Source organism: Planococcus sp. MSAK28401, from assembly GCF_018283455.1.
In the GTDB taxonomy this organism is placed as follows: Bacteria; Bacillota; Bacilli; order Bacillales_A; family Planococcaceae; genus Planococcus; species Planococcus alpniumensis.
In genome coordinates this window covers 2,088,090-2,114,050 of sequence record NZ_JAAMTH010000001.1, presented here as the reverse complement: position 1 = coordinate 2,114,050, position 25,961 = coordinate 2,088,090, and the positions used below count along the sequence as shown (strand labels likewise).

The 25,961-nt window shown below is 49.5% G+C and carries 27 protein-coding genes; all 27 read left to right on the top strand.

All coding sequences use genetic code 11. From position 1 onward, the window contains the following. Positions 1-218: 218 nt before the first annotated feature. The 27 genes from G3255_RS10815 to dprA all read left to right on the top strand — a co-directional run bounded on the left by G3255_RS10815 (position 219) and on the right by dprA (position 25,863). Positions 219-581 (top strand): Asp23/Gls24 family envelope stress response protein, encoded by a 363-nt coding sequence (locus G3255_RS10815; RefSeq protein WP_058383552.1) that lies wholly within the window; start codon positions 219-221, stop codon positions 579-581. An 18-nt stretch (positions 582-599) separates the two neighbouring features. Beyond that, entirely contained in the window at positions 600-2,252 is a 1,653-nt protein-coding gene (locus G3255_RS10810; protein WP_211654467.1) for a DAK2 domain-containing protein, read from the top strand. Between the two features lie 213 nt (positions 2,253-2,465). Next, positions 2,466-3,128, top strand: a complete 663-nt coding sequence (gene sdaAB, locus G3255_RS10805; RefSeq protein WP_211654466.1) for an L-serine ammonia-lyase, iron-sulfur-dependent subunit beta — start codon at positions 2,466-2,468, stop codon at positions 3,126-3,128. Positions 3,129-3,144: 16 nt separating this feature from the next. Continuing rightward, entirely contained in the window at positions 3,145-4,044 is a 900-nt protein-coding gene (gene sdaAA / locus G3255_RS10800) for an L-serine ammonia-lyase, iron-sulfur-dependent, subunit alpha (protein WP_058383555.1), read from the top strand. After that, a complete protein-coding gene (gene recG, locus G3255_RS10795) occupies positions 4,034-6,076 on the top strand; it encodes an ATP-dependent DNA helicase RecG (protein ID WP_211654465.1) in 2,043 nt (680 codons plus the stop codon). Before sdaAA ends, recG begins: the two co-directional genes overlap by 11 nt. An 89-nt stretch (positions 6,077-6,165) precedes the next feature. Beyond that, on the top strand, positions 6,166-6,750 hold the full coding sequence (gene fapR, locus G3255_RS10790) for a transcription factor FapR (RefSeq protein WP_211654464.1): 585 nt from the start codon (positions 6,166-6,168) through the stop codon (positions 6,748-6,750). Continuing rightward, on the top strand, positions 6,747-7,739 hold the full coding sequence (gene plsX, locus G3255_RS10785; RefSeq protein WP_211654463.1) for a phosphate acyltransferase PlsX: 993 nt from the start codon (positions 6,747-6,749) through the stop codon (positions 7,737-7,739). The genes fapR and plsX overlap by 4 nt, the downstream gene beginning before the upstream one ends. Beyond that, positions 7,736-8,674, top strand: coding sequence for an ACP S-malonyltransferase (gene fabD, locus G3255_RS10780; protein WP_211654462.1), 939 nt, complete (start codon positions 7,736-7,738; stop codon positions 8,672-8,674). The genes plsX and fabD overlap by 4 nt, the downstream gene beginning before the upstream one ends. Then, complete coding sequence (fabG, locus tag G3255_RS10775) at positions 8,671-9,417, top strand: 3-oxoacyl-[acyl-carrier-protein] reductase (protein ID WP_211654461.1); 747 nt, start codon at positions 8,671-8,673, stop codon at positions 9,415-9,417. The genes fabD and fabG overlap by 4 nt, the downstream gene beginning before the upstream one ends. Positions 9,418-9,457: 40 nt before the next feature. Beyond that, positions 9,458-9,694, top strand: a complete 237-nt coding sequence (locus tag G3255_RS10770) for an acyl carrier protein (RefSeq protein ID WP_058383561.1) — start codon at positions 9,458-9,460, stop codon at positions 9,692-9,694. Positions 9,695-9,833: 139 nt separating this feature from the next. Further along, complete coding sequence (gene rnc, locus G3255_RS10765; protein ID WP_211654460.1) at positions 9,834-10,589, top strand: ribonuclease III; 756 nt, start codon at positions 9,834-9,836, stop codon at positions 10,587-10,589. 2 nt (positions 10,590-10,591) lie between these two features. Continuing rightward, the gene (smc, locus tag G3255_RS10760; RefSeq protein ID WP_211654459.1) at positions 10,592-14,140 is read left to right on the top strand and encodes a chromosome segregation protein SMC; all 3,549 of its coding nucleotides are present in this window, start codon (positions 10,592-10,594) and stop codon (positions 14,138-14,140) included. A gap of 11 nt (positions 14,141-14,151) precedes the next feature. Next, positions 14,152-15,168, top strand: coding sequence for a signal recognition particle-docking protein FtsY (ftsY, locus tag G3255_RS10755; RefSeq protein WP_211654458.1), 1,017 nt, complete (start codon positions 14,152-14,154; stop codon positions 15,166-15,168). Positions 15,169-15,235: 67 nt separating this feature from the next. Further along, positions 15,236-15,559, top strand: coding sequence for a putative DNA-binding protein (locus tag G3255_RS10750; RefSeq protein ID WP_058383565.1), 324 nt, complete (start codon positions 15,236-15,238; stop codon positions 15,557-15,559). A gap of 13 nt (positions 15,560-15,572) precedes the next feature. Further along, positions 15,573-16,931, top strand: coding sequence for a signal recognition particle protein (gene ffh / locus G3255_RS10745; RefSeq protein WP_211654457.1), 1,359 nt, complete (start codon positions 15,573-15,575; stop codon positions 16,929-16,931). A 92-nt stretch (positions 16,932-17,023) separates the two neighbouring features. Then, entirely contained in the window at positions 17,024-17,296 is a 273-nt protein-coding gene (rpsP, locus tag G3255_RS10740) for a 30S ribosomal protein S16 (RefSeq protein WP_058383567.1), read from the top strand. A gap of 12 nt (positions 17,297-17,308) precedes the next feature. Next, the gene (locus G3255_RS10735) at positions 17,309-17,542 is read left to right on the top strand and encodes a KH domain-containing protein (RefSeq protein WP_101190532.1); all 234 of its coding nucleotides are present in this window, start codon (positions 17,309-17,311) and stop codon (positions 17,540-17,542) included. Between the two features lie 62 nt (positions 17,543-17,604). Beyond that, positions 17,605-18,120 (top strand): ribosome maturation factor RimM, encoded by a 516-nt coding sequence (gene rimM / locus G3255_RS10730; protein WP_349291431.1) that lies wholly within the window; start codon positions 17,605-17,607, stop codon positions 18,118-18,120. Then, entirely contained in the window at positions 18,120-18,848 is a 729-nt protein-coding gene (trmD, locus tag G3255_RS10725; protein WP_211655833.1) for a tRNA (guanosine(37)-N1)-methyltransferase TrmD, read from the top strand. The genes rimM and trmD overlap by 1 nt, the downstream gene beginning before the upstream one ends. A 135-nt stretch (positions 18,849-18,983) precedes the next feature. Continuing rightward, the gene (gene rplS / locus G3255_RS10720; protein ID WP_058383570.1) at positions 18,984-19,328 is read left to right on the top strand and encodes a 50S ribosomal protein L19; all 345 of its coding nucleotides are present in this window, start codon (positions 18,984-18,986) and stop codon (positions 19,326-19,328) included. A gap of 196 nt (positions 19,329-19,524) precedes the next feature. Next, positions 19,525-20,082, top strand: a complete 558-nt coding sequence (lepB, locus tag G3255_RS10715; protein WP_211654455.1) for a signal peptidase I — start codon at positions 19,525-19,527, stop codon at positions 20,080-20,082. Between the two features lie 11 nt (positions 20,083-20,093). Beyond that, complete coding sequence (ylqF, locus tag G3255_RS10710; RefSeq protein ID WP_211654454.1) at positions 20,094-20,969, top strand: ribosome biogenesis GTPase YlqF; 876 nt, start codon at positions 20,094-20,096, stop codon at positions 20,967-20,969. Positions 20,970-21,025: 56 nt separating this feature from the next. Continuing rightward, the gene (gene rnhB / locus G3255_RS10705) at positions 21,026-21,796 is read left to right on the top strand and encodes a ribonuclease HII (RefSeq protein WP_211654453.1); all 771 of its coding nucleotides are present in this window, start codon (positions 21,026-21,028) and stop codon (positions 21,794-21,796) included. Between the two features lie 121 nt (positions 21,797-21,917). Further along, positions 21,918-23,078: an ADP-forming succinate--CoA ligase subunit beta gene (gene sucC, locus G3255_RS10700; protein WP_058383573.1), complete on the top strand. Its 1,161-nt coding sequence runs from the start codon at positions 21,918-21,920 to the stop codon at positions 23,076-23,078. A gap of 18 nt (positions 23,079-23,096) precedes the next feature. Then, positions 23,097-23,999: a succinate--CoA ligase subunit alpha gene (gene sucD, locus G3255_RS10695; protein WP_211654452.1), complete on the top strand. Its 903-nt coding sequence runs from the start codon at positions 23,097-23,099 to the stop codon at positions 23,997-23,999. 149 nt (positions 24,000-24,148) lie between these two features. Continuing rightward, positions 24,149-24,892, top strand: coding sequence for a hypothetical protein (locus tag G3255_RS10690; protein ID WP_211654451.1), 744 nt, complete (start codon positions 24,149-24,151; stop codon positions 24,890-24,892). An 83-nt stretch (positions 24,893-24,975) separates the two neighbouring features. After that, positions 24,976-25,863 carry a DNA-processing protein DprA gene (dprA, locus tag G3255_RS10685; protein WP_211654450.1) on the top strand — a complete coding sequence of 296 codons (888 nt, stop codon included), beginning with the start codon at positions 24,976-24,978 and terminating at the stop codon, positions 25,861-25,863. The last annotated feature ends 98 nt before the right edge of the window (positions 25,864-25,961 follow it).

Genomic DNA, 25,961 nt, shown 5'->3' with positions numbered 1-25,961 from the left:
AAGTCCCTCCTCACAAGTGAAGCTGAAAATTATAATAGAATTTCAGTTCGTTTTTCGTTTCACATACTTTAATAATTTACCATAGAAAAAAGACGGGCGCAAGTGAAATTCACAGCCTTTCAAGAAAAAAACCTTTACAGGCTAAAACGTTGGCTTTTCTTATAAAGGGCTTTCATGTAGAATGAAAAGAGTGAAATAGGACTCGAGGAGGAATTTTAATGTCGATTGAGTTAAATAATGAATATGGTCAAATCGATATTTCCAATGATGTGATAGCCCAAATAGCCGGCGGCGCTGCAATCGAATGCTACGGCATCGTAGGGATGGCAACCAAACACCAGATCCGCGATGGCCTCACGGATATCCTCCGCAAAGAAAACTTTGCCAAAGGGGTCCTTGTGCGCCAGGAAGATGGCGATTTGGTCATTGATATGTATGTAATCATCAGCTACGGAACGAAAATTTCGGAAGTGGCGTATCAAGTCCAATCCAAAGTGAAATATACAATTACAAAAACATTGGGCATGCCGGTTAGTGCGGTAAACATTTATGTCCAGGGCGTTCGTGTGACGAACCCGTAAGAGGAGGAAAATTCGGTTATGAAGTCATTAAACGGAGTGAAATTCGCTGAAATGGTTCAGATGGGTTCGCATCATCTATACCAAAACGCGGATTATGTGGATGCATTGAACGTCTTCCCGGTGCCGGACGGCGATACTGGGACAAACATGAATTTATCGATGACATCCGGTGCAAAAGAGACAGAAACCCATGCACAAGAACATATCGGGAAAACAGCAAGCGCTTTATCGAAAGGCCTCCTGATGGGAGCACGCGGCAACTCGGGCGTCATTTTGTCCCAATTGTTCCGTGGATTCGGCAAATTCATCGCTGATGAGCAGGAACTATCTGCAAAAAAATTGGCAGAAGCTTTGCAACATGGCGTCGAGACCGCCTACAAAGCTGTCATGAAACCGGTTGAAGGTACCATTCTGACAGTCGCCAAAGATGCCGCAGCAAAAGGCATGAGCCTGGCAGACAATGAAGAAGACATTATCGTGCTGTTCGAAGCGGTCGTTATTGAAGCGCAAGCATCGCTTGAGAGAACACCGGACCTATTGCCGGTACTGAAAGAAGTTGGCGTCGTTGACAGCGGCGGACAAGGGCTTGTCTATGTCTATGAAGGCTTCCTTGCTTCATTGAAAGGCGAAGCATTGCCAGAGAAGCATGTCGATAATTCGATGGATGAACTGGTCAGTGCTGAGCACCATAAGAACATTGCCGGTTTCATGAACACGGAAGATATCGAATTTGGCTATTGCACAGAATTTATGGTCAAATTCGAAGATGGCAAACGCTCATTCAATGAAGCAGCGTTCCGGACAGATTTGAGCGCTTACGGCGATTCCCTTCTGGTCATTTCAGATGAAGAGATCGCGAAAATCCATATCCACTCCGAAGAGCCGGGGAAAGTCCTTACATACGGCCAGGAATACGGAAGTCTGATCAGCATGAAGATCGAAAACATGCGCCAGCAGCATACCGATATTGTCGGCGAAGGCCATAAAAAGACCGCTGCAGTTGAAGAAGCCAAGCATCCATATGCAATCGTCACGGTAGCGATGGGCGAAGGCGTAGCGGAATTGCTTCGGTCAATCGGCGCGTCTTACGTTATCGAAGGCGGCCAGACGATGAACCCATCAACGGAAGATATTGTCAATGCCGTTCGTTCGATCGGCGCAGAGCGCGTGCTGATCTTGCCGAACAATAAAAACATCATCATGGCGGCGGAACAAGCGGCAGAGCTCCTTGATATCGAAGCGGCTGTCGTGCCGACAAAAGATGTCCCGCAAGGCATGTCAGCTCTTCTCGCTTTCAATCCGGAAGCGGCTGTCGCGGACAACCAACAAGCGATGGGGGATGCAATCAAGCACGTCAAGTCAGGGTCGGTCACTTTTGCGGTGCGCGATACATCGATTGACGGCGTCTCCATCAAAAAAGACGATTTCATGGGAATTTCAGAAGGCAAGATCGTCGTGTCGGATGAAAGCCTTGAAAAAGTCACAGAAGAATTATGCAAAACGCTGGTCGATGCGGATGCAGAGATCGTCACGATTCTCTTCGGTGAGGATGTCAGTGAAGCGGATGCCGAAAAGCTCGGCGCGTTCATCGAAACATTGAATGGCGACGTCGAAGTGGAAATCCACAACGGCAAACAGCCGCTCTATCCATATATTCTCGCAGTTGAATAATGTTAGGCGGAGGTCCGGGAACAAGACACCGGGCTTCCGCTTTTTTATTTTTCCACAATAGAAAAGTGCGAAATAGCTCCAAATAGGAAAAGCTTTGGCGAGTAGTTGAAAAAGCCCACGGTTAAGACAATGTATGCGCTTTATTATCTTTGTTTCCGTTGTGCTTTTCATGTAAAATGAAATTATACGAGAAAGAAAGTGAGGGGTTTGAGCATGAAGTTCAAATCTGTTTTTGATATAATCGGCCCGGTAATGATCGGGCCATCATCTTCGCACACGGCGGGGGCCGCACGCATCGGAAGGGTAGCGAGGGATTTGTTTGGCAGGCAGCCGGCGTGGGCGAAGATCCATTTATACGGATCTTTCGCAGAAACTTATAAAGGGCATTCGACCGATGTGGCGATTGTCGGCGGCTTACTAGATTACGATACATTCGACGAGCGCATCAAAACCGCTTTTGAAGAAGCGGAAAAGCTCGGCATGAGCTATGAGTTCATTCCGGAAACGGGGAATGTCGATCATCCGAATACCGCGCGCATCGTCATCGGGGATGAAAAATCCGAAATGTCGATGATGGGAATTTCCATCGGCGGAGGCAAAATCGAAATTACGGAACTGAACGGGTTCCCGCTCAGGCTATCCGGCAATCACCCGGCGATCCTCGTCGTCCACGACGACCGCTCGGGCTGTATCGCAAACGTAGCGAATTGTTTATATAAATACGACATCAACATCGGCCATATGGAAGTATCTCGCAAAGAGCGTGGAGACATGGCGTTGATGGTCATCGAAGTCGATCAGACGGTAGATGTAGATGTAATGGGCGAATTGCGCGAGTTGCCAAATATTACGCAAGTCACACGCATCGCCGACTAAACTGGAGGTAAGAGAAATGGATGTTCTATTCCGAAATGTAAGGGAGCTCGTCGAACGGGCAGAGAAAGAAGGCAAGCTCATTTCCGAGATCATGATCGAACAGGAGATGCTCATCACAGACCGTTCGCGGGAAGATATTATGCAGCAAATGGAGCGCAATTTGACTGTCATGGAAGAAGCGGTCGAAAAAGGCTTGCAAGGCGTTCATTCCGTTTCCGGCTTGACTGGTGGCGACGCGGTGCTGCTTCAAAAATACATGCAGCAAGGCAATAGCCTGTCCGGAGATCTGCTGCTTGATGCCGTCAGCAAAGCTGTCGCGACCAATGAAGTGAACGCGGCGATGGGCACGATCTGCGCGACGCCGACTGCAGGATCCGCAGGGGTTGTCCCGGGTACTTTGTTTGCCGTGAAGAATAAATTGAACCCGACGCGTGAACAGATGATTCGTTACCTGTTCACATCCGGTGCTTTCGGCTTTGTCGTGGCCAATAACGCCTCGATTTCCGGAGCAGCTGGTGGATGCCAGGCGGAAGTCGGCTCTGCAGCGGCGATGGCTTCTGCTGCCATCATTGAAATGGCCGGCGGCACGCCTCAGCAAAGTTCTGAAGCTTTTGCCATTACCTTGAAGAATATGCTCGGTCTAGTCTGCGACCCTGTGGCGGGGCTCGTGGAAGTGCCATGCGTGAAGCGCAATGCAATGGGTGCATCCAATGCGGTTGTCGCTGCCGATATGGCGCTCGCTGGCGTGACCAGCCGCATCCCGTGCGACGAAGTCATCAGCGCGATGTTCGAAATCGGGCAAGCGATGCCTAGTGCGTTCCGCGAAACGGCAAAAGGCGGATTGGCTGCGACACCTACCGGCAAATGGCTAGAATCAAAAATCTTCGGCGGGTCGGTAGTCGGCAGTGGACAATAAAGCACCGGTCTCTTCATTGAAGGGGGTCGGGAAGCAAGCGGCTGAAACCTTGCGGGACATGAAGATTGAAAGTCTTGAAGACTTGATCATGACCTTCCCGTATCGCCACGAGGATTTCCAGCTCAAAGATCTGGCTGAAACGCCCCATAATGAACGGGTAACGGTGGAGGGAAGGGTCGAAAATGAGCCTTCCGTCCTTTTTTTAGGAAAAAATAAATCGCGGACGACCGTGACGGTGCTTGTCGGCCGCCATCTCGTCAAAGCGGTATTCTTCAACCAGCATTACGTGAAAGCCAAACTTCAAATAGGCGCGATTGTCACTTTGACCGGCAAATGGGATCGGGGCCGCCAATTGATCACGGTTTCCAGCCATTCGATTGGCCCGCGGACAGATGGCGCGGATTTTGAACCAGTTTACAGCCTGAAAGGTTCTATGCACCAGAAAACGTTCCGCAAGCTCATGCGGCAGGCGCTGGATGCTACAAAAGGCGGCCTTCAGGATTGCCTGCCTGCTTCCATCCGTGAAGAATACCAGCTGCTGCCGTTTGAACAAGCGCTCGAGACTGTCCATTTTCCGGAAGATGCGGCATCGCTCAAGCAGGCACGCCGGCGCTTTGTGTATGAAGAGCTATTGCTGTTTCAATTGAAGATGCAGGCGCTGCGCAAAAAGAACCGGGAAGCGGAGGGCGGGTCGTTCATTGATTACGATTTGAATCGTTTGAAAGCGTTCATCGAGGCCTTGCCGTTCGATTTGACCAGTGCCCAAAAACGCGTCGTCAATGAAATTTGCCGCGACATGAAAGAGCCGTTCCGGATGAACCGCTTATTGCAGGGGGATGTCGGTTCCGGCAAGACCGTCGTCGCCGCGATCGCTTTATATGCCGCCGTTACAGCAGGCAAACAAGGAGCGCTCATGGCACCGACGGAAATCCTTGCTGAGCAGCATGCCAATACGCTCGAGGAATGGTTCCGGCCCTTTGGCGTCAGCGTCGCCTTACTAACAGGATCGGTCAAAGGCAAGAGGCGCAAGGAAGTATTGAAGCGTCTAGTAGACGGCGAAATCGACATTCTGATCGGCACCCATGCTTTGATCCAGCCGGAAGTTTTGTTCAAAAGCCTAGGATTGGTCATCACAGATGAGCAGCATCGCTTCGGCGTGGATCAACGGCGTGTGCTGAAAGATAAAGCCTTGAACCCGGATGTCCTGTTCATGACCGCCACGCCGATTCCGCGTACGCTCGCGATTTCGGCTTTCGGTGAAATGGACGTCTCGATCATCGATGAAATGCCAGCCGGGCGAAAAGAGATCGAAACCTATTGGATGAAAAAAGAAATGTTCGGCAAAATTGTCGGCCGCATGGAAAAAGAACTTCTCGCCGGACGGCAGGCGTATGTCATCGCACCGCTAATCGAAGAATCCGAAACTTTGGAATATCAGAATGCGGTCGAGCTGTACCAGCAATTGACGGTGTATTTCGAAGGCCGCCATACCGTGGGGTTGATGCACGGCCGTCTGCATCCTGACGAAAAAGAGCAAACGATGCGCGAATTTGCGGAAGGAAAGATTGCAGTGCTTGTATCGACGACCGTCGTCGAAGTCGGCGTCAACGTCCCGAATGCTTCGTTCATGCTCATTTATGACGCGGAACGCTTTGGGTTGTCCCAGCTCCATCAATTGCGTGGGCGCGTTGGCCGTGGCAGCGAGCAGTCCTATTGTGTGCTACTGGCGGACCCGAAAACGGAGATTGGCAAAGAGCGCATGAATTCGATGACGGAAACGAACGACGGCTTTATCCTTGCCGAAAAGGATCTGGAGCTGCGCGGCCCTGGCGATTTCTTCGGCCGCAAGCAAAGTGGCATTCCGGAATTCCGCATGGCGGATTTGGTCCATGATTACCGTGCGCTGGAAGCGGCGAGAAAAGACGCGGAAGCATTGATTGCAAGCGAGTCGTTTTGGGTCTCGGATGAAACGAAATGCCTGCGGGAGATGCTTGAAGAGTCCGGCATTCTCGAAGGCGGAAGGCTTGATTAGGATGCAGGGAGACCGATTTTCCTTGCATTCTTTTTTTGTTGTTTATATACTCATATTAGTACCAAGTGCTAATAGCGGGCGGTGACATAGTGAGAAAACCTAAAAAAGAGCGGCAGGCTGCGCTGAAATCCTCTATCAAAGACAATCCGTTTGTGACCGATGAAGAATTGTCGGCGGAGTTCGGGGTCAGTGTCCAGACCATCCGTCTCGACAGGATGGAGCTTTCGATTCCTGAACTTCGGGAGCGCATTAAACATGTTGCCGAGAAGACTTTTGATGATGAAGTGAAATCTTTGCCGATTGACGAAGTGATTGGCGAGATTATCGATATAGAATTGGACAATAAAGCCATTTCGATTTTTGATGTCAAACCGGAACACGTTTTCCAGCGCAATAGAATTGCCAGGGGTCATCATCTGTTTGCACAGGCGAATTCCTTGGCGGTAGCGGTGATGAACGAAGAATTGGCGTTGACGGTGAAATCGGAATTGCAATTTTTGAAGCCGGTTAAAGCCGGGCAGCGGGTCGTCGCGAAAGCGCAAGTGACCGACAGGCAGCCCCAAAAGCACCGCGCGTTCGTCAAAGTGGTGTCGACGGTTGACCAGGCAGTAGTTTTTATCGGGACATTTGAAATGTACCGCATGACTGAACAAAGTGAAGGTGACAATTCGTGAAAATAGCGATTGATGCAATGGGCGGGGACAACGCCCCGAAAGAAATTATCGAAGGTGTCAAACAAGCACTCGAAGCATTTGGCGACGTGGAGATTTTGCTTTACGGGCAACAGGACAAAATTGACGAATACATAAAACCGCAAGACCGTTTGACCATTACCCATTGCGCTGAAGTGATCGAATCGGAAGACGATCCGGTCCGTTCGGTGCGACGCAAAAAAGATGCATCGATGGTCCGTATGGCTGAAGCGGTCAAAGAAGGAACCGCGGACGCGGCAGTATCCGCAGGCAATACAGGAGCCCTTATGTCAGCGGGTTTGTTTATCGTCGGACGTATCGACGGTGTCGACCGCCCGGCGCTGGCACCGACTTTGCCGACGATGGACGGAAAAGGCTTTCTTATGCTGGATCTCGGTGCCAATGCCGATGCTAAGCCGGAGCACCTTGTGCAATACGCTATCATGGGCAGCATCTATGCCGAAAAAGTGAGAGGTATCAGCAATCCGACTGTCGGCTTGCTGAATATCGGGACAGAAGAGAAAAAAGGCAATGAACTGACGAAAGCGGCATTTCCGCTGCTTAAAGAAGCACCTGTTAACTTCATTGGAAATGTGGAGTCGCGTGATTTGCTGAACGGTGCTGCTGATGTAGTCGTCACTGACGGCTTTACCGGCAATATGGTCTTAAAGACGATCGAAGGGACTGCGATGAATGTATTCTCGATGATCAAAGATGTTTTTATGGCTTCAACTAAAACTAAAATAGCGGCAATGCTCGTGAAAAATGATTTGAGTGCGTTAAAAGGCATGCTGGATTACAGCGAGTACGGCGGTGCAGGATTATTCGGGCTGAAGGCGCCGGTCATCAAAGCGCACGGTTCATCCAACGGCACCGCATTTTATAACGCCATCCGCCAGGCGCGCACAATGGTCGAGCACGATGTGGCCGGCAAGATTTACAGTACCTTGAAGGAGGAACAATCGTCATGAGAAAGCAAATCGCATTTATTTATCCTGGGCAAGGCTCACAGGCAGTGGGCATGGGCGAAAGCTTTCTGGAAGATGACAAGAGCCGCCAATTTTACGAAAGCGCCGACCAAGTGCTTGGGATGGGCTTGTCGAAATTGATGCTCGAAGGCCCGCAGGAAGAATTGACTTTGACTTATCACGCACAGCCGGCGCTTTTGACTGTCAGCTCGATGATCACGGAACGATTGATTCGTGCAGGCATCCGACCGGATTATACAGCGGGGCATAGCCTTGGTGAATACAGTGCCCTCGTCGCATCGAATGTCCTGGAATTTCCAAAAGCGGTGGAAGTGGTCCATAAGCGCGGATTATTCATGAATGAAGCAGTGCCTGCAGGTGAAGGCGCGATGGCCGCCATTCTGGGGATGGACGCAGACAAGCTGGAACAAGTGACGGATGATGCGACCAATAGCGCAGGAGTCGTCCAATTGGCAAACTTGAACTGCCCGGGGCAAATCGTTATTTCCGGAACGAAAGCGGGAGTGGAAAAAGCGTGTGAACTGGCAAAAGAGCGCGGCGCAAAACGTGCCATTCCGCTCGATGTCAGCGGCCCGTTCCATTCGGAATTGATGCGTTCCGCGTCTCATGACTTGGCAAAAGTGCTAAGTGATTCATTTTTGCTTAATGCGAAAGTTCCCGTCGTAACGAATTTCAAGGCCGAGCCGGAAACAAACGCGACGCAATTGCAAGACATGTCGATTCACCAATTGTACTCGCCAGTCCTATGGGAGCAATCGGTGCGGAAGATGATTGACCTTGGCGTCACTACCTTTGTCGAAGTTGGACCTGGCAAAGTGCTGAGCGGCTTGGTGAAAAAAATCGACCGTTCAGTCACAGTGATTCCGGTCCATGACCTGGCGTCATTCGAAAAAGCGGTAGAGGAGTTGACAACATGAGCAAATTAACTGGAAAAACAGCCATCGTTACAGGGGCATCGCGAGGTATTGGCGCTGCCATTGCCCGGCGCTTTGCTGAAGAAGGCGCAAATATCGTCGTCAATTACAGCGGCAGCCAGGACAAAGCGGAAGCCGTCGTAGCTGAGATCGAACAAGCGGGTGGCAAAGCCATTGCCGTCAAAGCCAATGTCGCAGATGCCGATGCAGTGAAAGCGCTGGCGGATGCAGCGATGAAGGAATTCGGCTCGATCGACATCCTCATCAATAATGCCGGCATCACGCGTGATAATTTGATGATGCGCATGAAAGAAGACGAATGGGACGATGTGATCAATACGAACTTGAAAGGCGTTTTCCTGTGCACGAAAGCTGTGACACGCCAAATGATGAAACAGCGTGCGGGGCGCATCGTCAATATCGCCTCGATCGTCGGCGTCATGGGCAATGCAGGACAAGCGAATTACGTAGCAGCGAAAGCGGGCGTCATCGGTTTGACGAAGACGACAGCGAGAGAACTTGCGAGCCGCGGAATTACCGCTAACGCAGTCGCTCCTGGGTTTATTACAACTGATATGACAGAAAAGCTCGGCGACGACGTACAATCGACCATGCTTGCCCAGATTCCGCTTGCCCGTTTCGGGGCGCCTGAAGATGTAGCGAATGCGGCATTGTTCTTGGCTTCGGACGAAGCAAGTTATGTAACCGGCCAGACTTTACATTTGGACGGCGGCATGGTCATGTAGTCTACAATTATGTATACTGATTTGAGGGGAGGTGACGGCATTGTCAACAGTATTGGAGCGAGTAACCAAAGTAATCGTAGATCGTCTTGGTGTGGAAGAGAGCGAAGTGAAACCTGAAGCATCTTTCACAAACGACCTTGGAGCGGACTCATTGGATGTAGTTGAATTGGTCATGGAGCTAGAAGACGAATTCGACATGGAAATTTCCGATGAAGATGCAGAAGGAATGTCAACAGTAGGCGACGCAGTAACTTACATCGAAAAAAAACAAGCTTAAGTTGAATAAACGGGATCCGTCCCAGCTTGATAGCACAAAAGATTGACGCACAGCCTAGCTGTGCGTCAATTCTCTTTTTGCACAATGCCTGAAAAACAGGTAAAATCAACAGGAGAACAATAGAGGAAGGCAGATAAAAATGGCGATGAAACGAAAACCGAAACACACCAAACAAATGGCGCTTAAAGAAAGCGCGAAACAGGCATTTGAGCAATTGCAAAAAGAGCTGGACATCCAGTTTGAACAACCTGCCCTTCTGCAGCAGGCATTTACCCATTCATCTTATGTGAATGAGCATCGAAGAAGACAATTCACGGACAATGAGCGCCTGGAATTTTTAGGCGACGCCGTATTGGAATTGTCGGTATCGCATTTCCTCTATATGAAATATCCCGAAATGGCGGAAGGCGAACTGACCAAACTTCGCGCATCGATCGTATGCGAGCCGTCTCTTGTCCTATTCGCCAACGAACTGGGCTTTGGCAAATACATTCTGCTCGGCAAAGGCGAGGAATTGACAGGAGGCAGAACGCGCCCAGCACTTCTTGCGGACGTTTTCGAATCATTCGTCGGAGCGCTTTATTTGGATCAGGGACTGGAGAAGGTCGTGGCCTTTTTAGAGGTAGTGCTATTCCCGAAAGTGGAAGTCGGTGCTTTTTCTCATGCGATGGATTATAAAAGCCAATTGCAGGAGCTGGTGCAGCAGAAAAATACCGGCACCTTGAATTATGAAATCATCGAAGAAAAGGGTCCTGCACATAGCCGGATTTTTGTGACGCGCGTTTCTTTGGGCGACCAGGAACTGGGTCTAGGCGACGGGCGCTCCAAAAAAGAAGCGGAGCAGAAGGCAGCGCAGCTTGCCATCCTTAAATTGCAGGAAACAGCGGAGGATTGAACATGTTTTTGAAAAGACTGGAAGTAATTGGGTTTAAATCGTTCGCTGACCGTGTCGGCATCGATTTCGTCCCTGGCGTCACCGCCGTTGTCGGGCCAAATGGCAGCGGCAAAAGTAATGTAACCGATGCGATCCGTTGGGTCCTCGGCGAGCAATCCGCAAAATCGCTGCGTGGGGCAAAAATGGAAGACGTGATTTTTGCCGGAAGCGATTCAAGGAAAGCGCTTAATTTTGCGGAAGTCACATTAATTTTGGATAACACGGACGGAGAAGCCCCTCTCGATTACAGCGAAATCAGCGTAACGAGAAGGGTTTTTCGCAGTGGGGAAAGTGCCTATCTGCTGAACAAACAGCCGTGCCGATTAAAGGATATCACCGATATGTTCATGGATTCGGGACTGGGCAAGGAAGCATTTTCTATCATTTCCCAAGGTCGTGTTGATGAAATCCTCAATAGCAAAGCGGACGAGCGGCGTTCCATTTTCGAAGAAGCGGCTGGGGTATTGAAATACAAACAGCGCAAACGGAAAGCCGAGTTCAAATTGAATGAAACAGACGAGAACTTGAACCGTGTGCTGGATATCCTGCATGAACTCGACGGGCGAATGGAGCCGCTGCAAATGCAAGCATCCGCAGCACGCGATTATCTCGACATGAGCGCACAATTGAAAGACGCGGATATAGCGTTGTTGGCACACGATGCCAATGCATTGAAGGCACAACTTTCCGAGTTGTCGCAAGAAGCTTTGCAGCACGCAGCGGAAGAACGGCGGCTAGCGGGTGAAATCTCGGGAACGGAACAATTGATAGCCGCTTCGAAGCGATCGGTGCATGCGCTGGATCAAAAAATCGACGCGGCACAAGCGGCATTGGTCGAAGCTAGCTCAGAGTCTGAAAAATGGGAAGGCCGCAAATTGCTCATGTCCGAGAAAAAGCATAATGCAGACCGCCAGCGCCATGCATTGGAAGAGTCTATCAAGGCTGAGCGCGAAGAAACTGCCAAGCTTGAACAGCGCCATGCGGAACAAAGTGAATCTCTTGAACAGCAGAAAATGGATCAGCAGCAGATCCGCAAGTCGATTCAGCAATTGGAGGCGCAATTGAACTTGACGCCTGCCGATATCGATAATGAAATTGAAGCAAAGAAATCCCTCTATATCGAATTGATGAACGAGCAGGCAGGTTTGAAGAACGAACTGAAAAACATCGATTTCCAGCAACAGCAAATGACGGAATCGAGTGGCCGAATCGCCGCGCAAGAAGCATCATTTGAAAAAGAACTTGCCCGCCTGTTGAAAGAGAAACAGCAAGCGCAAAAAGCTTACGAAGAAATTCGTGAGGACCTTGACAAAAAACGCCAGCATTTTAAAGAACAAGAAGCCGGAGCAAAACAATTGGCAGCGGATTACGACCACAAGAAATCCTTACTGTTCCAGGCGTATCAATCCCATAAACAGTTATCAGCACGCATTGAGACATTGCAGGACTTGGAAGCGGATTACTCCGGATTCTTCCATGGGGTGCGTGAAGTCTTGCAGGCAAGGGAGCGCAATGAACTAAATGGCATCATCGGCGCTGTGGCAGAGTTGGCAGATGTCCAAAAGCCCTACGCCAAAGCGATCGAAACGGCATTTGGCGCAGCCAGCCAGCACATCGTCACGAGTGATGAAAAAAGTGCCAGTGAAGCGATCCGCTTTTTGAGAACCAAACGCGCAGGGCGTTCAACGTTTCTGCCGATGACGGTTATGAAACCGAGGCAGATCTCCCAGCAAGTGGTGCAATCGGTTTCGGCGCATCCTTCATTTGTGGATACCGCTTCGCAGCTTGTCAGCTATGACGAACAGTACGCGATGATTTTCCAAAACCTGCTCGGCAATGTCCTTGTGGCAAAAGATCTCGAGGGCGCGACTTCGATAGCCAAAGCGATTGGCCACCGGTACCGCGTCGTGACATTGGAAGGCGATGTCATCAATGCCGGAGGTTCCATGACAGGCGGCGCGACGAAAAACCAGGCTTCGTTCTTTACGAGAAAGGCAGAACTGGAACAATTGCAGCAGCAGGCAGCTGACCTTCAAGGCACCATTGCAGAAGCCGAACAGAAAGTCCGTGAATTGCAATCGCGCGCGGAAATCGCGAAAGAGCAATTGGAGCAGCTTCGCACAGAAGGAGAGCGCTACAGGGAACTTGAGGCGGAAAGTGCAATTCATCTTCGTGAAATCGAAGCGGTGTGGAAAACGACCGACAGCCGCTTTGCGCTATTCCGTGCTGAACAGCAGACCAAGCAGGATCTTTCCGGACTTGCTTCACGCAGGGAAGAGGCAGCTGAGCGCATGGAGGCTATCGCAAGCGAACTGGAAGGCTTGAATAGCGAAATCGAGGAATTGACCGGCTTCAAGCAACAAAAAGAAACGGCCAGAGGCGAATTGCTGGCGAAACTCGCCGAATTCAAATCAGACATGGCGGTCCGCAAAGAACGCATCCAGCAGCTCACTGCGCAAGTGGATGAATTATTGGAACGCCGCATAGCCAGCCGCAATAGGCTCGGTGAGCTTGAACGCGAGCTGGAATGGATTCAATCAGATGAAGCTTCCAAAAGCTTTTCGGATGAAGAAATCGAGGCGGAAATCCAAAAATGGTCCGAGGCACGCAGTTCGGCAAACACAACGGTCGATGCCTCCCGGAAAGAGCGTCAAAAGCTGCAGCACGCGCTCGACGAAGAAGAACAGCAACTGCGTGAACAAAGCCGCATCCATAAAGGATTTACGGAAGCTGTGCGCATTTGTGAAGTGAAGACGACGCGCCTTGATGTGCAATTGCAGGGGCTTCTCGGGCAGCTCGGGGATCATTACGAAATGGATCTTGAAGCAGCAAGCAGCTATCCGCTAGAAGGCGAGGAAGCCACTGTCAGAAAGCAAGTGAAGCTTCTCAAACAATCGATTGAAGAACTCGGCAGCGTCAATATAGGCGCTATCGAGGAATATGACCATGTCGCAGAACGCCACCGCTTCCTGAGCGAGCAGCGGGATGATCTGAATGAAGCGAAAAATACACTCCGCACCTTGATCGAGGAAATGGACGAAGAGATGACTTTGCGCTTCGACGAAACATTCCACGCTATCCGCAGCCATTTCCGTCATGTCTTCCGTGAATTGTTCGGCGGGGGATCTGCGGATCTCGTGTTGACCAAACCATCCGACTTGCTCATGACGGGCGTCGACATCATCGCACAGCCACCAGGCAAGAAACTGCAGAATTTGAGCTTGTTGTCCGGAGGGGAGCGGGCGCTCACGGCGATCGCCTTGCTGTTCGCTATCTTGAAAGTGCGCCCCGTGCCGTTCTGTGTTCTCGATGAAGTCGAAGCGGCGCTTGATGAATCGAATGTCGTGCGTTACAGTCAATACTTGAAAAAATTCAGTGAAGACACACAGTTTATTGTCATCACCCACCGCAAAGGCACGATGGAAGGTGCTGACGTGCTATACGGCATCACGATGCAGGAATCCGGCATTTCCAAACTGGTTTCCGTGAAATTGCAGGAAGACATCAAATAAGGAGTGAGTCGATGAGTTTCTTTAAGAAGTTAAAAGATAAATTCAGCAATAATGTAGAAGAAGAACAATCAACAGAAAAATACCGCGAAGGCTTGAGCAAAACGCGTACCGGCTTTACATCGAAGATCAATGATTTGGTCGCTCGTTACCGCAAAGTCGACGAAGACTTTTTCGAAGAATTGGAAGAAGTGCTGCTTCAGGCAGACGTCGGCTTTGAGACGGTCATCGAATTAATGGAAGAACTGCGTTATGAAGTGCAGCGCCAGAATGTCAAAGACACATCCAATGTCCAGTCGGTCATTTCTGAAAAGCTTGTCGAAATCTATGAGGCAGGCGATCAGGAATTAAGCGAATTGACCTTTGCCGAATCCGGCCCGACCGTCATTTTAATGGTCGGCGTCAACGGCGTCGGAAAAACGACGACCATCGGGAAATTGGCACAGCGCCTGAAAAATGAAGGCAAGTCCGTCATGCTCGCAGCGGGTGACACGTTCCGCGCCGGAGCGATCGACCAGCTCGATGTGTGGGGGCAGCGCGTCGGCGTTGAAACCATCAAGCAAAGCGAAGGCTCCGACCCGGCAGCGGTCATGTACGACGCCGTGCGGGCCGCGAAATCGCGCAATATCGATGTCTTGATCTGCGATACGGCAGGCCGTCTTCAGAACAAAGTCAATTTGATGAATGAATTGCAGAAAGTGCACCGCGTCATTGCCCGTGAAATTCCAGGAGCGCCTCATGAAGTGTTGCTCGCACTTGATGCGACGACAGGGCAAAACGCCATGATCCAAGCCCAAACCTTTAAAGAAGTGACGGAAGTGACAGGCATCGTCTTGACGAAACTCGACGGAACCGCAAAAGGCGGCATCGTCCTAGCCATCCGCAACAAGCTCAATATCCCGGTGAAATTCGTCGGACTCGGCGAAAAACTCGATGACTTACAGCCATTCGACCCGCAGAAATACGTCTACGGTTTATTTGCCGAGGGCTTAGACCGTGAAGAGCAAGAAGAAACAGATTCAGACAAGTAAAATTACTTGACGGTAGCTTCGGGATTCAGTATGGTATACAGGAGTATGAATGGGGTGAGCGTCATTGATGGGACTGGAAAAAACGACACGAATGAATTATCTTTTTGATTTCTATCAGGAGCTGCTAACGCCCAAACAGCGCAGCTATATGAGCTTGTATTATCTGGACGACCATTCGCTCGGCGAAATTGCCGAAGAGTATGAAATCACCCGCCAAGCGGTGTACGACAATATCCGCCGGACCGAAGCGATGCTTGAAGAATATGAGGAGAAGTTGCAGCTGTTCGAGAAATTCCAGCGGCGCCAGCAGCTCGTCTCGACTTTTGAAAAACAGCCATTCACCGATGACAATGTCCAGAAGTTTTTGGACGAATTGAAGGAATGGGACTAGGAGGCGGTATATAGTGGCATTTGAAGGATTATCTGAACGCCTGCAAGGGACAATGACCAAAATCAAAGGTAAAGGGAAATTGTCCGAAGCAGACGTAAAAGAGATGATGCGCGAAGTCCGCTTTGCCTTGATCGAAGCGGATGTCAACTTGAAAGTCGTCAAATCGTTCATCAAGAAAGTCAGCGAACGCGCTGTCGGACTTGAAGTGATGGAGAGTTTGACGCCAGGCCAGCAAGTCGTAAAAATCGTTAAAGATGAACTGACTGAACTGATGGGCGGCGAACAAAGCAAAATCGAATTTGCGACACGCCAGCCAACCGTCATCATGATGGTCGGTTTGCAAGGGGCCGGTAAGACAACGACGACCGGTAAACTTGCAGGTGTGCTCCGCAAAAAGAATAACCGCAAGCCGTTGCTCGTCGCGGCGGACGTTTACCGCCCGGCTGCGATCAACCAGCTCGAGACGATCGGTAAGCAATTATCATTGCCGGTGTTCTCCAAAGGCACGGAAGCAAACCCTGTCGACATCGCCCGTGAAGCGATCGAACACGCTAAAGCGGAACATCTCGATACGGTCATCATCGATACGGCGGGCCGCCTGCATGTCGATGAGCAATTGATGCAAGAGCTAAAGGACATCCGGTCGATTAAAGAGCCGGATGAGATTTTCCTTGTTGTCGATGCGATGACCGGGCAGGATGCAGTCAACGTGGCCCAGAGCTTCGATGACGCAGTCGGCATCACAGGTGTCGTTTTGACGAAGCTTGACGGCGATACGCGCGGCGGTGCAGCATTGTCGATACGTACCGTCACCGAAAAACCGATCAAGTATATCGGGACAGGCGAGAAGATGGACGCGCTTGAGCCATTCCACCCAGAGCGCATGGCTTCCCGCATACTCGGCATGGGCGATATGCTATCCTTGATCGAAAAAGCGCAAACGAACGTCGATGAAGCCAAGGCGAAGGAGTTGGAAGAAAAATTCCGCACGTCTTCGTTCACATTCGATGATTTCTTGGAGCAATTGGATCAAGTGAAGCAAATGGGGCCGCTCGATGAAATTTTGAAGATGCTCCCAGGCGCGGGTAAAATTAAAGGCCTCGAAAATGCCCAAGTGGACGAGAGCCAAATGGGGCGTGTCGAAGCGATCATCCGCTCGATGACGATCCAGGAGAAGACGACTCCCGAAATCATCAATGCAAACCGCAAAAAACGGATTGCCCGCGGTTCCGGAACGTCCATCCAAGACGTCAACAGGCTGCTCAAGCAGTTTGAAGACATGAAGAAAATGATGAAACAAATGTCCGGAATGGCCGGCAAAAAGGGCAAGAAAAAGATGTCGATGCCAGGCCTGGACTCGCTTTTCAAGTAAATTTGGTAGTGTTAAGAAAAAATACTTTACAAACCTTTTAAAGCTTGCTAATATAATATCTTGTGTGAAACTATTCGGAGGTGCTTTATAAAATGGCAGTAAAAATTCGCTTAAAACGTATGGGAGCTAAAAAGTCTCCTTTTTACCGTATCGTAGTCGCTGATTCACGTGCTCCACGTGACGGCCGTCAAATCAAAACAGTAGGTACTTACAACCCGCTGACAGTTCCAGCTGAAGTGAAAATCGACGAAGAATTGGCGTTGAAATGGCTTCACGATGGCGCTAAACCATCTGACACAGTACGCAACTTGTTCTCTCAGAACGGCATTATGGAGAAATTCCATAACGAAAAACTAAACAAGTAAGGGAGCGTTCTTATGGAGCAGCTGATTGAAACGATCGTCAAGCCGCTAGTTGATTATCCGGAAGCAGTTCGTATTGAAAAAGACGAAAACACTAACCGAGTCGTCTACAAGCTTTCCGTGCATCAAAGCGATACAGGGAAAGTGATCGGCAAGCAAGGACGTGTGGCGAAAGCTGTACGCTCTGTCGTCTATTCAGCAGCAGGAAATTATCATAAGAAAAAAACGTACCTTGATATTGTGGATTGAAAGGAAGGAGCCCCGGTTCCTTCCTTTTTTTTCAGGAAAAAATGCAGGAAGGGTGTTTATGCGTGGAATGGTTTAATGTAGGAAAAATAGTCAATACGCACGGGATCCGTGGCGAAGTGCGCGTGATGTCCCGTACCGATTTCCCGGAAGAACGGTTTGCGATCGGCAATAAGCTCGGCTTGTTTACCGCCGGTGCGAAAAAGCCGATCATGGTGAAAGTGGCGAGCCACCGTACCCATAAAAACTTCAATCTTTTATCTTTTGAAGGCTATCCGACCATCAATGATGTCGAACCGTTCAAGGAAGGCTACCTGAAGATCGCTGAACACGATCTCGGCGATTTGGAGGAAGGCGCTTTTTACCATCACGAAATTCTCGGCTGCCAAGTGTTTTCTGTTGAAGGCGAGGAAATTGGCGAAGTGACCGAGATTTTGGAGACCGGCGCCAACGACGTCTGGGAAGTAACGCCGGCAAAAGGCAAAAAGCATTATATCCCTTATATCGAAGATGTGGTCAAAGAAGTCGATATCGATGAAAAGAAAATCACCATCGATGTATTGGATGGCTTGTTATCATGATGAACATCCAAGTGTTGTCTCTTTTTCCTCCCATGTTCGAAGGGGTGTTCCAGCATTCGATCATGAGAAAAGCGCAGGATAAAGGCGCGGTCACTTTAGGAGTTGTCGACATCCGCGAGTTTGCCGACAATAAGCGCCAAGTGGATGATTACCCGTTCGGCGGGGGCGCCGGCATGGTGCTGAAACCCGAACCGGTGTTCAATGCGGTCGAAAGCATCACAAATGACGGCAAGAAGCCGCGCGTCATCTTGATGTGCCCGCAAGGCGAGCGCTTTACGCAGAAGAAGGCGGAAGAACTTGCCCTTGAAGAGGAACTGGTGTTCATTTGCGGCCATTACGAAGGCTACGATGAACGCATCCGGGAACATTTGGTCACTGACGAGATCTCCATCGGCGATTTCGTATTGACCGGCGGGGAGCTGGCGGCCATGACCGTGATCGACAGCGTTGTAAGGCTGTTGCCGGGTGTGCTTGGCAATAGCGATTCACCGGTCCGCGATTCCTTTTCGACCGGCCTCTTGGAGCATCCGCATTACACGCGTCCAGCGATCTATAGAGACATGGCCGTCCCGGACGTATTGACTTCTGGCAACCACGCTAAAATTGAAGACTGGCGCGAAGAGCAAGGCTTGAAGCGCACGCTCGAACGCCGTCCGGACCTTCTCGACCATGTCGAACTTAGCGATAAGCAGAAAACCATATTGGCTCGTTTACAAGCCGAAAAATAAATCACGATAGCTCTTGCAGCCAGACGCATGAAGTGATAGTATGGAGAATGTACTTTTATGTAAAGTACACGAATCACGGTGTTCCGCTGCAAAGATTACGGATTGCAAGAGCATCTGTAGAAGGAGAGAAAAAACATGCAAAACATCATTGCTGAAATCACTAAAGAACAACTTCGTGCGGATCTTCCAGATTTCCGTCCAGGAGATACTGTTCGCGTCCACGTGAAAGTTGTCGAGGGAACTCGCGAACGTATCCAGGTATACGAAGGAGTCGTTATCAGCCGTCGCGGAGGCGGAATCAGTGAATCATTCACTGTCCGTAAAATCTCGTACGGTGTAGGTGTTGAACGTACATTCCCTGTACACACGCCGAAAATCGCTCAGCTTGAAGTTACTCGCCGTGGTAAAGTACGTCGTGCTAAATTGTACTACTTGCGCAACCTACGCGGTAAAGCAGCTCGTATCAAAGAAATCCGTTAATATCGCAAACAAGGAAGAAGGCGTTAAGCCTTCTTCCTTTGCATTTAAAAGGCCCGGGCTCATCGCCTGGGCCTTTTACTGTGCGGTTTATCAAGCGCTAAGGGCATAAGGAATGCGAGGAGATAGCTTTTCTTTTCTTTGCTAAACACCTTGTTTCGCTGTACAATTAAAGCATTAAGCGCGGGGAGGAACACGCATGGAAGCTGAAGGGAAGAAGAAGAATGAAGTGTGGGAATGGTCCAAAGCTCTATTGATCGCGTTCGGCCTTGCGGCAATTATCCGGTTTTTCCTATTCACCCCGATTGTGGTGGACGGGGAATCGATGATGCCGACTCTTGAACACGGCGACCGGATGATCGTCAATAAAATCGGCTATGACATAGGTGAACCGGATCGCTTCGACATCATCGTTTTTCATGCCCCGGAACAAAAAGACTATATTAAGCGGGTCATCGGATTACCGGGCGACCATGTTGCCTATGAGGAAGACCAGCTCTTTATAAATGGAGAAGCAGTGGAAGAACCTTATCTCGACCAGTACAAGACCGGCATTACCGGCACCTTGACAGAAGATTTTGTGCTCGAAGACATCACCAGCTATTCTACAATTCCGGACGGCTATGTATTCGTCATGGGGGATAACCGCAGAGCTAGCAAAGACAGCCGCCATATCGGGCTGGTGCCGATCGATGAAGTGATCGGCAATACGAATTTCGTTTTTTGGCCGGTGGATGAAGCCGGCATTGTAAATTAAGGAGTGATGGCATGACGATTCAATGGTTTCCCGGACATATGGCGAAAGCGCGCCGGGAAGTAACAGAAAAACTGAAGTTGGTGGATATTATCTTTGAATTGGTGGATGCACGATTGCCGCTGTCATCACGCAACCCGATGATCGACCAAGTGATCCAGCAAAAGCCCCGCCTCATCATTCTCAATAAAATGGATATGGCAGACGAGCGGGAAACAAAAAAATGGATCGAGCATTTCGAACGTGAAGGCACACGCGCTGTAGCAATCAATTCCTTGGAGGGAAAAGGGCTTCAGGCAGTCACCAAAGCTTCGAAGGAGATTCTTAAAGAGAAATGGGACCGGATGGAAGCGAAAGGCATTAAGCCGCGCGCCATCCGTGCTATGATCGTCGGCATTCCGAACGTCGGAAAATCGACATTGATTAACCGCCTTGCCAAGAAAAGCCTGGCGAAAACCGGCAATATGCCGGGCGTAACGAAAGCACAGCAATGGATCAAAGTCGGCAAGGAAATCGAATTGCTCGATACGCCAGGGATTCTTTGGCCTAAATTTGAGGACCAGGAGACCGGCCAGAAACTGGCGGTCACTGGTGCAATCAAGGATTCGGTCATTCAAATGCAGGAATTGGCGATCTATGCGCTGAAGTTTTTAGAAAAGCGTTATCCGGACCGTTTAATGGACCGTTACGGCATTGACCATATCGATGAAGACTTGGTGAAGACCTTCGACCATATCGGCAAAAAACGCTATATGATCGGCCCAGACAACGAAGTCGATTATGAAATGACAGCGGAGATCATCATCCGCGATATCCGCAACCAGCATCTCGGGCGCATTACATTCGATTACCGGGATGAAATGATTACAGAGCAAGACGAATTGGCATAAAACAGCGGGTCCTACAAACGGGGCCCGCTATTTCTTTGTGAAAAGGAAGTGGCGACATGGAAACGACAGCATCAATCAAGGAAAAATTACTGCAAGCAGAAACATTCGAGCCGTGGATGGAGGAACTGAAAAGCGATTCGCGCAAAAGCGTCCAGCAATTGCTTTCCTCCTGGCAGCGCCGTTTCGACAAAAAACTTTTCTTGCTGCGGAATTTGGAAGAAAAGCAGGGCTTCGATCGGCAGTTCAAGGCACAGGCAGATTCGCTCGTCGCTGGCATCGATGAGGCAGGTCGCGGGCCGCTTGCCGGACCGGTCGTGACGGCGGCCGTCATCTTGCCGGAAGATTGCAGCGCATTCATTGGATTGGACGATTCGAAAATAATAGCGAAAGCGAAGCGCAACGAATTGGCGCAGCTTATCAAACAACAGGCCATCAGTTGGTCAGTCCACATCCAGCCGCCTGAAGCCATCGACCGGCTGAATATTTACCAGGCGACAAAACAATCGATGGAAGCCGCCGCGAACGGCTTAGCTACCGCACCTGATATCGTATTGGCGGATGCCATGCAACTGGCGCTTGGGATGCCGTGTGAATCGATCATAAAGGGCGACGCAAAAAGTTTATGCATCGCTGCCGCGTCGATTCTAGCGAAGACCGGCCGCGATGATTTAATGGATGAATATGCCGAGATGTATCCACATTACGGTTTTTCGAAACATGCGGGTTACGGTACGAAAGACCATCTTGCGGCGCTTGAAGCGCATGGCCCGTGCCCGATTCACCGCAAGAGCTTTGAGCCGGTAAAATCAATGGCCCAAAAATTGTAAGAGACGGAAAATTCGAAGTTTTATGCAGAGTGGCTGTAAGCTGTGGACATTCTATGGCAACTTTAATACAATGGTAAAGGCAATAAAATTAAGAGACAGATGTTTGATTGGAGGATGACAGATGAATATCCATGAATATCAGGGAAAACAGGTCCTGAAACAATATGGCGTATCAGTTCCAGAAGGCCATGTTGCTTTTTCACCTGAAGAAGCAGTCAAAGCAGCGAAAGAACTTGGTTCGGATGTTGTCGTTGTTAAAGCTCAAATCCACGCAGGTGGACGAGGCAAGGCAGGCGGCGTCAAGCTGGCGAAAAACTTGGACGAAGTGCGTGAATATGCGAAGGAATTGCTTGGCAAGGTCCTCGTAACGCATCAGACAGGCCCAGAAGGCAAAGAAGTTAAACGCCTTTACATCGAAGCGGGCAGCAACATCGAAAAAGAATACTATCTTGGATTAGTTCTTGACCGTGAAACTTCCCTAGTCAACTTGATGGGATCAGAAGAAGGCGGAATGGACATCGAGGAAGTGGCAGCAAACACACCGGAGCGTATCTTCTATGAAGCAATCGATCCCGTTGTCGGTTTGACTGGCTTCCAAGCTCGCCGTATGGCATTCAACATGAACATCCCGGCTAAGCTTGTCAACAAAGCCGCGAAATTGATGCTAGGCCTTTATCAGGCTTATGTGGAAAAAGACGCAGCAATCGTTGAAATTAACCCATTGGTCGTTACAGGCGACGGGCAGGTAGTGGCTTTGGATGCGAAGTTCAACTTCGATGCAAACGCTCTTTACCGTCACCAGGACATTATGGAAATGCGCGATTACGACGAAGAAGATGCTAAAGAAATCGAAGCTTCCAAGTATGACTTGAGCTACATCTCTTTGGACGGAAACATCGGCTGTATGGTTAACGGTGCCGGCCTTGCTATGGCAACAATGGATACGATTAACTATTACGGCGGCTCACCCGCTAACTTCCTTGACGTTGGGGGCGGTGCCACTGCTGAGAAAGTAACGGAAGCATTCAAGATCATTCTTTCCGATAAGAATGTCAAAGGAATCTTCGTTAACATTTTCGGCGGGATCATGAAGTGTGACATCATTGCGGAAGGCGTTATCCAAGCGGCTAAAGAAGTTAGCCTGGAAGTGCCACTTGTCGTCCGTCTTGAAGGCACAAACGTAGAAATCGGTAAAAAACTGCTGAACGAATCAGGTCTGAACATCGTAGCTGCTGGCACTATGGCAGATGGCGCGAAACAGATCGTAGAACTTGTAGGCTAAAGAAGGGCAGGGACAAAAATGAGCGTATACATTAATAAAGACACAAAAGTGCTTGTACAGGGAATTACAGGGTCAACTGCCCTTTTCCATACAAAGCAAATGCTTGAATACGGAACGAAAATCGTTGCGGGCGTAACACCAGGCAAAGGCGGAACTGAAGTGGAAGGCGTACCTGTATTCAACACAGTTCAAGACGCCGTTGAAGCAACAGGCGCCAATGTATCTGTAATTTATGTGCCGGCTCCTTTTGCTGCTGACGCAATTCTTGAAGCAACAGAAGCTGAGTTGGATATGGCAATCTGCATCACTGAGCATATTCCGGTACTGGATATGGTCAAAGTGAAGCGTTATATGGAAGGCAAGAAAACACGTCTTGTCGGCCCGAACTGCCCGGGTGTCATCACTCCGGACGAGTGTAAGATCGGCATTATGCCTGGTTACATTCACAAAAAAGGACATGTCGGCGTTGTTTCTCGCTCTGGTACATTGACGTATGAAGCGACTCACCAATTGTCTGAAGAAGGTATCGGCCAATCAACGGCTGTTGGTATCGGCGGAGACCCGGTCAACGGAACGAACTTTATCGATGTATTGAAAGAATTCAATGAAGATGAAGATACGTATGCGGTTGTCATGATCGGTGAAATCGGCGGAACAGCTGAAGAAGAAGCTGCAGAATGGGTTAAGGCAAACATGACTAAACCTGTTGTCGGCTTTATCGGCGGCCAAACGGCTCCAGAAGGAAAACGCATGGGCCACGCTGGTGCGATCATTTCTGGAGGCAAAGGGACAGCTGCAGACAAGATCAAAGCAATGAACGCTGCTGGAATCGAAGTTGCAGATACTCCTTCCGTCATCGGCGAAACCTTGATCAACGTGATCAAGGAAAAAGGCCTTTACGACGCTTGTAAGACGCATTAATAAACGAATCCCCGAAGCATCTTTACTGATGCTTCGGGGATTTTTTCTTTTGGCAATCAAAAAAGAATTCAAGCCAATTTCCGGCGGTTTTGACTCATTGTCATCTATAATGGAATGAATAGCATGATGCGTAAGTAGGAGGGCACGGAATGGAAGCAGAATGGGTCTTAGGGATAGCGGCAGGGGCAATCGCTGCAGCTTCTGGGGTGAAGATGGCGAACGATAGGACGAAAAGCAAAAAGCAGGAACTCGCAGAACAGACCATTATGGATGAATTCGTTGTGCCATTCCTGCCAGGCGTGATGGGGTTTTACCATTTGGAAGTGTTGGGAAAAGATCCGCTTTCAGCTATAGACAACGAAAAGCTGGTGAACGGGATTTTTCAGCAGTGCCTCACCGAGGAATATCGGCGCTTTGACCGCCATGAAGCGCTGAGCCGCTTACAGAGTTTGGCACAAGGTGCACAAAACAGCCAACACGATCTGCTCAAGTTCTTGTTTTGGTATCTTGATTTTTCGAACGGGATAATAAAGGATGTACTGCCTCCATCGAATCCGTTGTTGCGTGAAGCCAGGCTGCTTGAGAAACAATTGGCGGTGTGGTGTATTTGCCATGAGGAATTACAGGCCGATGCACCCGCCAGCGTTCCTGAATTAATTCACCACAGTTCGTATTTTGCTGATGTATTGAAAGAAATTGAAGTTGGGGTTTTCCGTGAAATGATGGCAGATGATGAACTGCGCGATGAGCGCCGAGGAAATTTCGTTCGCATCATTTTCCAGGCATTTGAAAAGGAAGCGCAAGGGGAATCGGAGTTGAAAGCAGTCGAACAATTCCATGACCATTACAATAAACGGTATACACATCGCAATAAAGCGAAAATCCATTTTTAAAAATATTTACGAATTGTACCTGAAGCTCTATGATAAGTTTAGGCACAGCTTTTTTGCGCTGACTTTACCGGAGGAGGACTGTCATGAACGATGAATTCACTCAACGTTTGCTTGCCCTGCATTATGTGTATCCAAAGCCTTTGAACCGATTATCCAGGCTGATGAAAGATGACCCGAACCTCGAATATTTGCATGTTCGAAGCCCTGGCGACCTTGCAGAAACGATGCAAATCCCCTTGGAGAAAGCGAGTGCCTTGAAGCGCTCCTACCTGAATTACGCAAATACCCCTTTTCTGAAAATCTACAACCAACAGCGAATCAATCCCCTTACTTTCCGTGACCCCCTTTATCCATCTTCTTTGCACGATTTGATTGATCCACCCGCTGTACTTTATTTGAAAGGCGATTCCACTTTACTGGATGCACCAGAAAAAATAGCGGTCATCGGTTCGCGAAAAGCTGAAAGCTATTCGAAATCGGTTATTCAGCATTTGCTTCCACCCTTACTGGCAGAAGGCTTCGTCATCGTCAGTGGATTAGCGAAAGGAGCCGATGCGATGGCGCATCAATGCGCCATTGATTTCGGCGGTAAAACCATTGCTGTCATCGGGAGTGGATTTTTGCATCGCTACCCGAAAGTGAACGGTGAATTGTCCTTTATAATAGAAGAAACTCAATTGCTGATCACAGAGTACCCACCGTATATGCCCCCTAGAAAGTGGAATTTCCCGATGCGCAACCGTATCATCAGCGGTTTGTCGAAAGGGGTCATCGTTACTCAGGCAGAAGTGAAAAGCGGCACTTTGAGCACGATTGAGCATGCATTGGATCATGGAAAAGATATCTTCGCCGTTCCCGGGAATATCTTTTCCCCTCTTTCGGCCGGTCCGCATAAATTAATTGCAGAAGGCGCAAAACCCATCTGGAATGGGGCTCAAGTGCTGGAAGAATACCGACAATTGAGAAGCTGAAAACTGGCGGTTCGACGAAAAGCCTTGCAATCAGCCAAAAACTGTTATACATTTTGCATCAGGTGATTCTTTACACAATTTGAAGAGACCTCTATGAG

Excerpts from the sequence above, each read along its gene's own strand:
- rplS (WP_058383570.1), top strand. The coding sequence starts at position 18,984 with ATGCAAAACATCATTGCTGAAATCACTAAAGAACAACTTCGTGCGGAT.
- fabD (WP_211654462.1), top strand. The coding sequence starts at position 7,736 with ATGAGAAAGCAAATCGCATTTATTTATCCTGGGCAAGGCTCACAGGCA.
- sdaAB (WP_211654466.1), top strand. The coding sequence starts at position 2,466 with ATGAAGTTCAAATCTGTTTTTGATATAATCGGCCCGGTAATGATCGGG.
- G3255_RS10750 (WP_058383565.1), top strand. The coding sequence starts at position 15,236 with ATGGGACTGGAAAAAACGACACGAATGAATTATCTTTTTGATTTCTAT.
- G3255_RS10735 (WP_101190532.1), top strand. The coding sequence starts at position 17,309 with ATGGAGCAGCTGATTGAAACGATCGTCAAGCCGCTAGTTGATTATCCG.
- G3255_RS10810 (WP_211654467.1), top strand. The coding sequence starts at position 600 with ATGAAGTCATTAAACGGAGTGAAATTCGCTGAAATGGTTCAGATGGGT.
- dprA (WP_211654450.1), top strand. The coding sequence starts at position 24,976 with ATGAACGATGAATTCACTCAACGTTTGCTTGCCCTGCATTATGTGTAT.
- rnhB (WP_211654453.1), top strand. The coding sequence starts at position 21,026 with ATGGAAACGACAGCATCAATCAAGGAAAAATTACTGCAAGCAGAAACA.
- lepB (WP_211654455.1), top strand. The coding sequence starts at position 19,525 with ATGGAAGCTGAAGGGAAGAAGAAGAATGAAGTGTGGGAATGGTCCAAA.
- trmD (WP_211655833.1), top strand. The coding sequence starts at position 18,120 with ATGAACATCCAAGTGTTGTCTCTTTTTCCTCCCATGTTCGAAGGGGTG.
- ftsY (WP_211654458.1), top strand. The coding sequence starts at position 14,152 with ATGAGTTTCTTTAAGAAGTTAAAAGATAAATTCAGCAATAATGTAGAA.
- sdaAA (WP_058383555.1), top strand. The coding sequence starts at position 3,145 with ATGGATGTTCTATTCCGAAATGTAAGGGAGCTCGTCGAACGGGCAGAG.
- ylqF (WP_211654454.1), top strand. The coding sequence starts at position 20,094 with ATGACGATTCAATGGTTTCCCGGACATATGGCGAAAGCGCGCCGGGAA.
- G3255_RS10815 (WP_058383552.1), top strand. The coding sequence starts at position 219 with ATGTCGATTGAGTTAAATAATGAATATGGTCAAATCGATATTTCCAAT.
- smc (WP_211654459.1), top strand. The coding sequence starts at position 10,592 with ATGTTTTTGAAAAGACTGGAAGTAATTGGGTTTAAATCGTTCGCTGAC.
- sucC (WP_058383573.1), top strand. The coding sequence starts at position 21,918 with ATGAATATCCATGAATATCAGGGAAAACAGGTCCTGAAACAATATGGC.
- rnc (WP_211654460.1), top strand. The coding sequence starts at position 9,834 with ATGGCGATGAAACGAAAACCGAAACACACCAAACAAATGGCGCTTAAA.
- fabG (WP_211654461.1), top strand. The coding sequence starts at position 8,671 with ATGAGCAAATTAACTGGAAAAACAGCCATCGTTACAGGGGCATCGCGA.
- rpsP (WP_058383567.1), top strand. The coding sequence starts at position 17,024 with ATGGCAGTAAAAATTCGCTTAAAACGTATGGGAGCTAAAAAGTCTCCT.
- sucD (WP_211654452.1), top strand. The coding sequence starts at position 23,097 with ATGAGCGTATACATTAATAAAGACACAAAAGTGCTTGTACAGGGAATT.
- G3255_RS10690 (WP_211654451.1), top strand. The coding sequence starts at position 24,149 with ATGGAAGCAGAATGGGTCTTAGGGATAGCGGCAGGGGCAATCGCTGCA.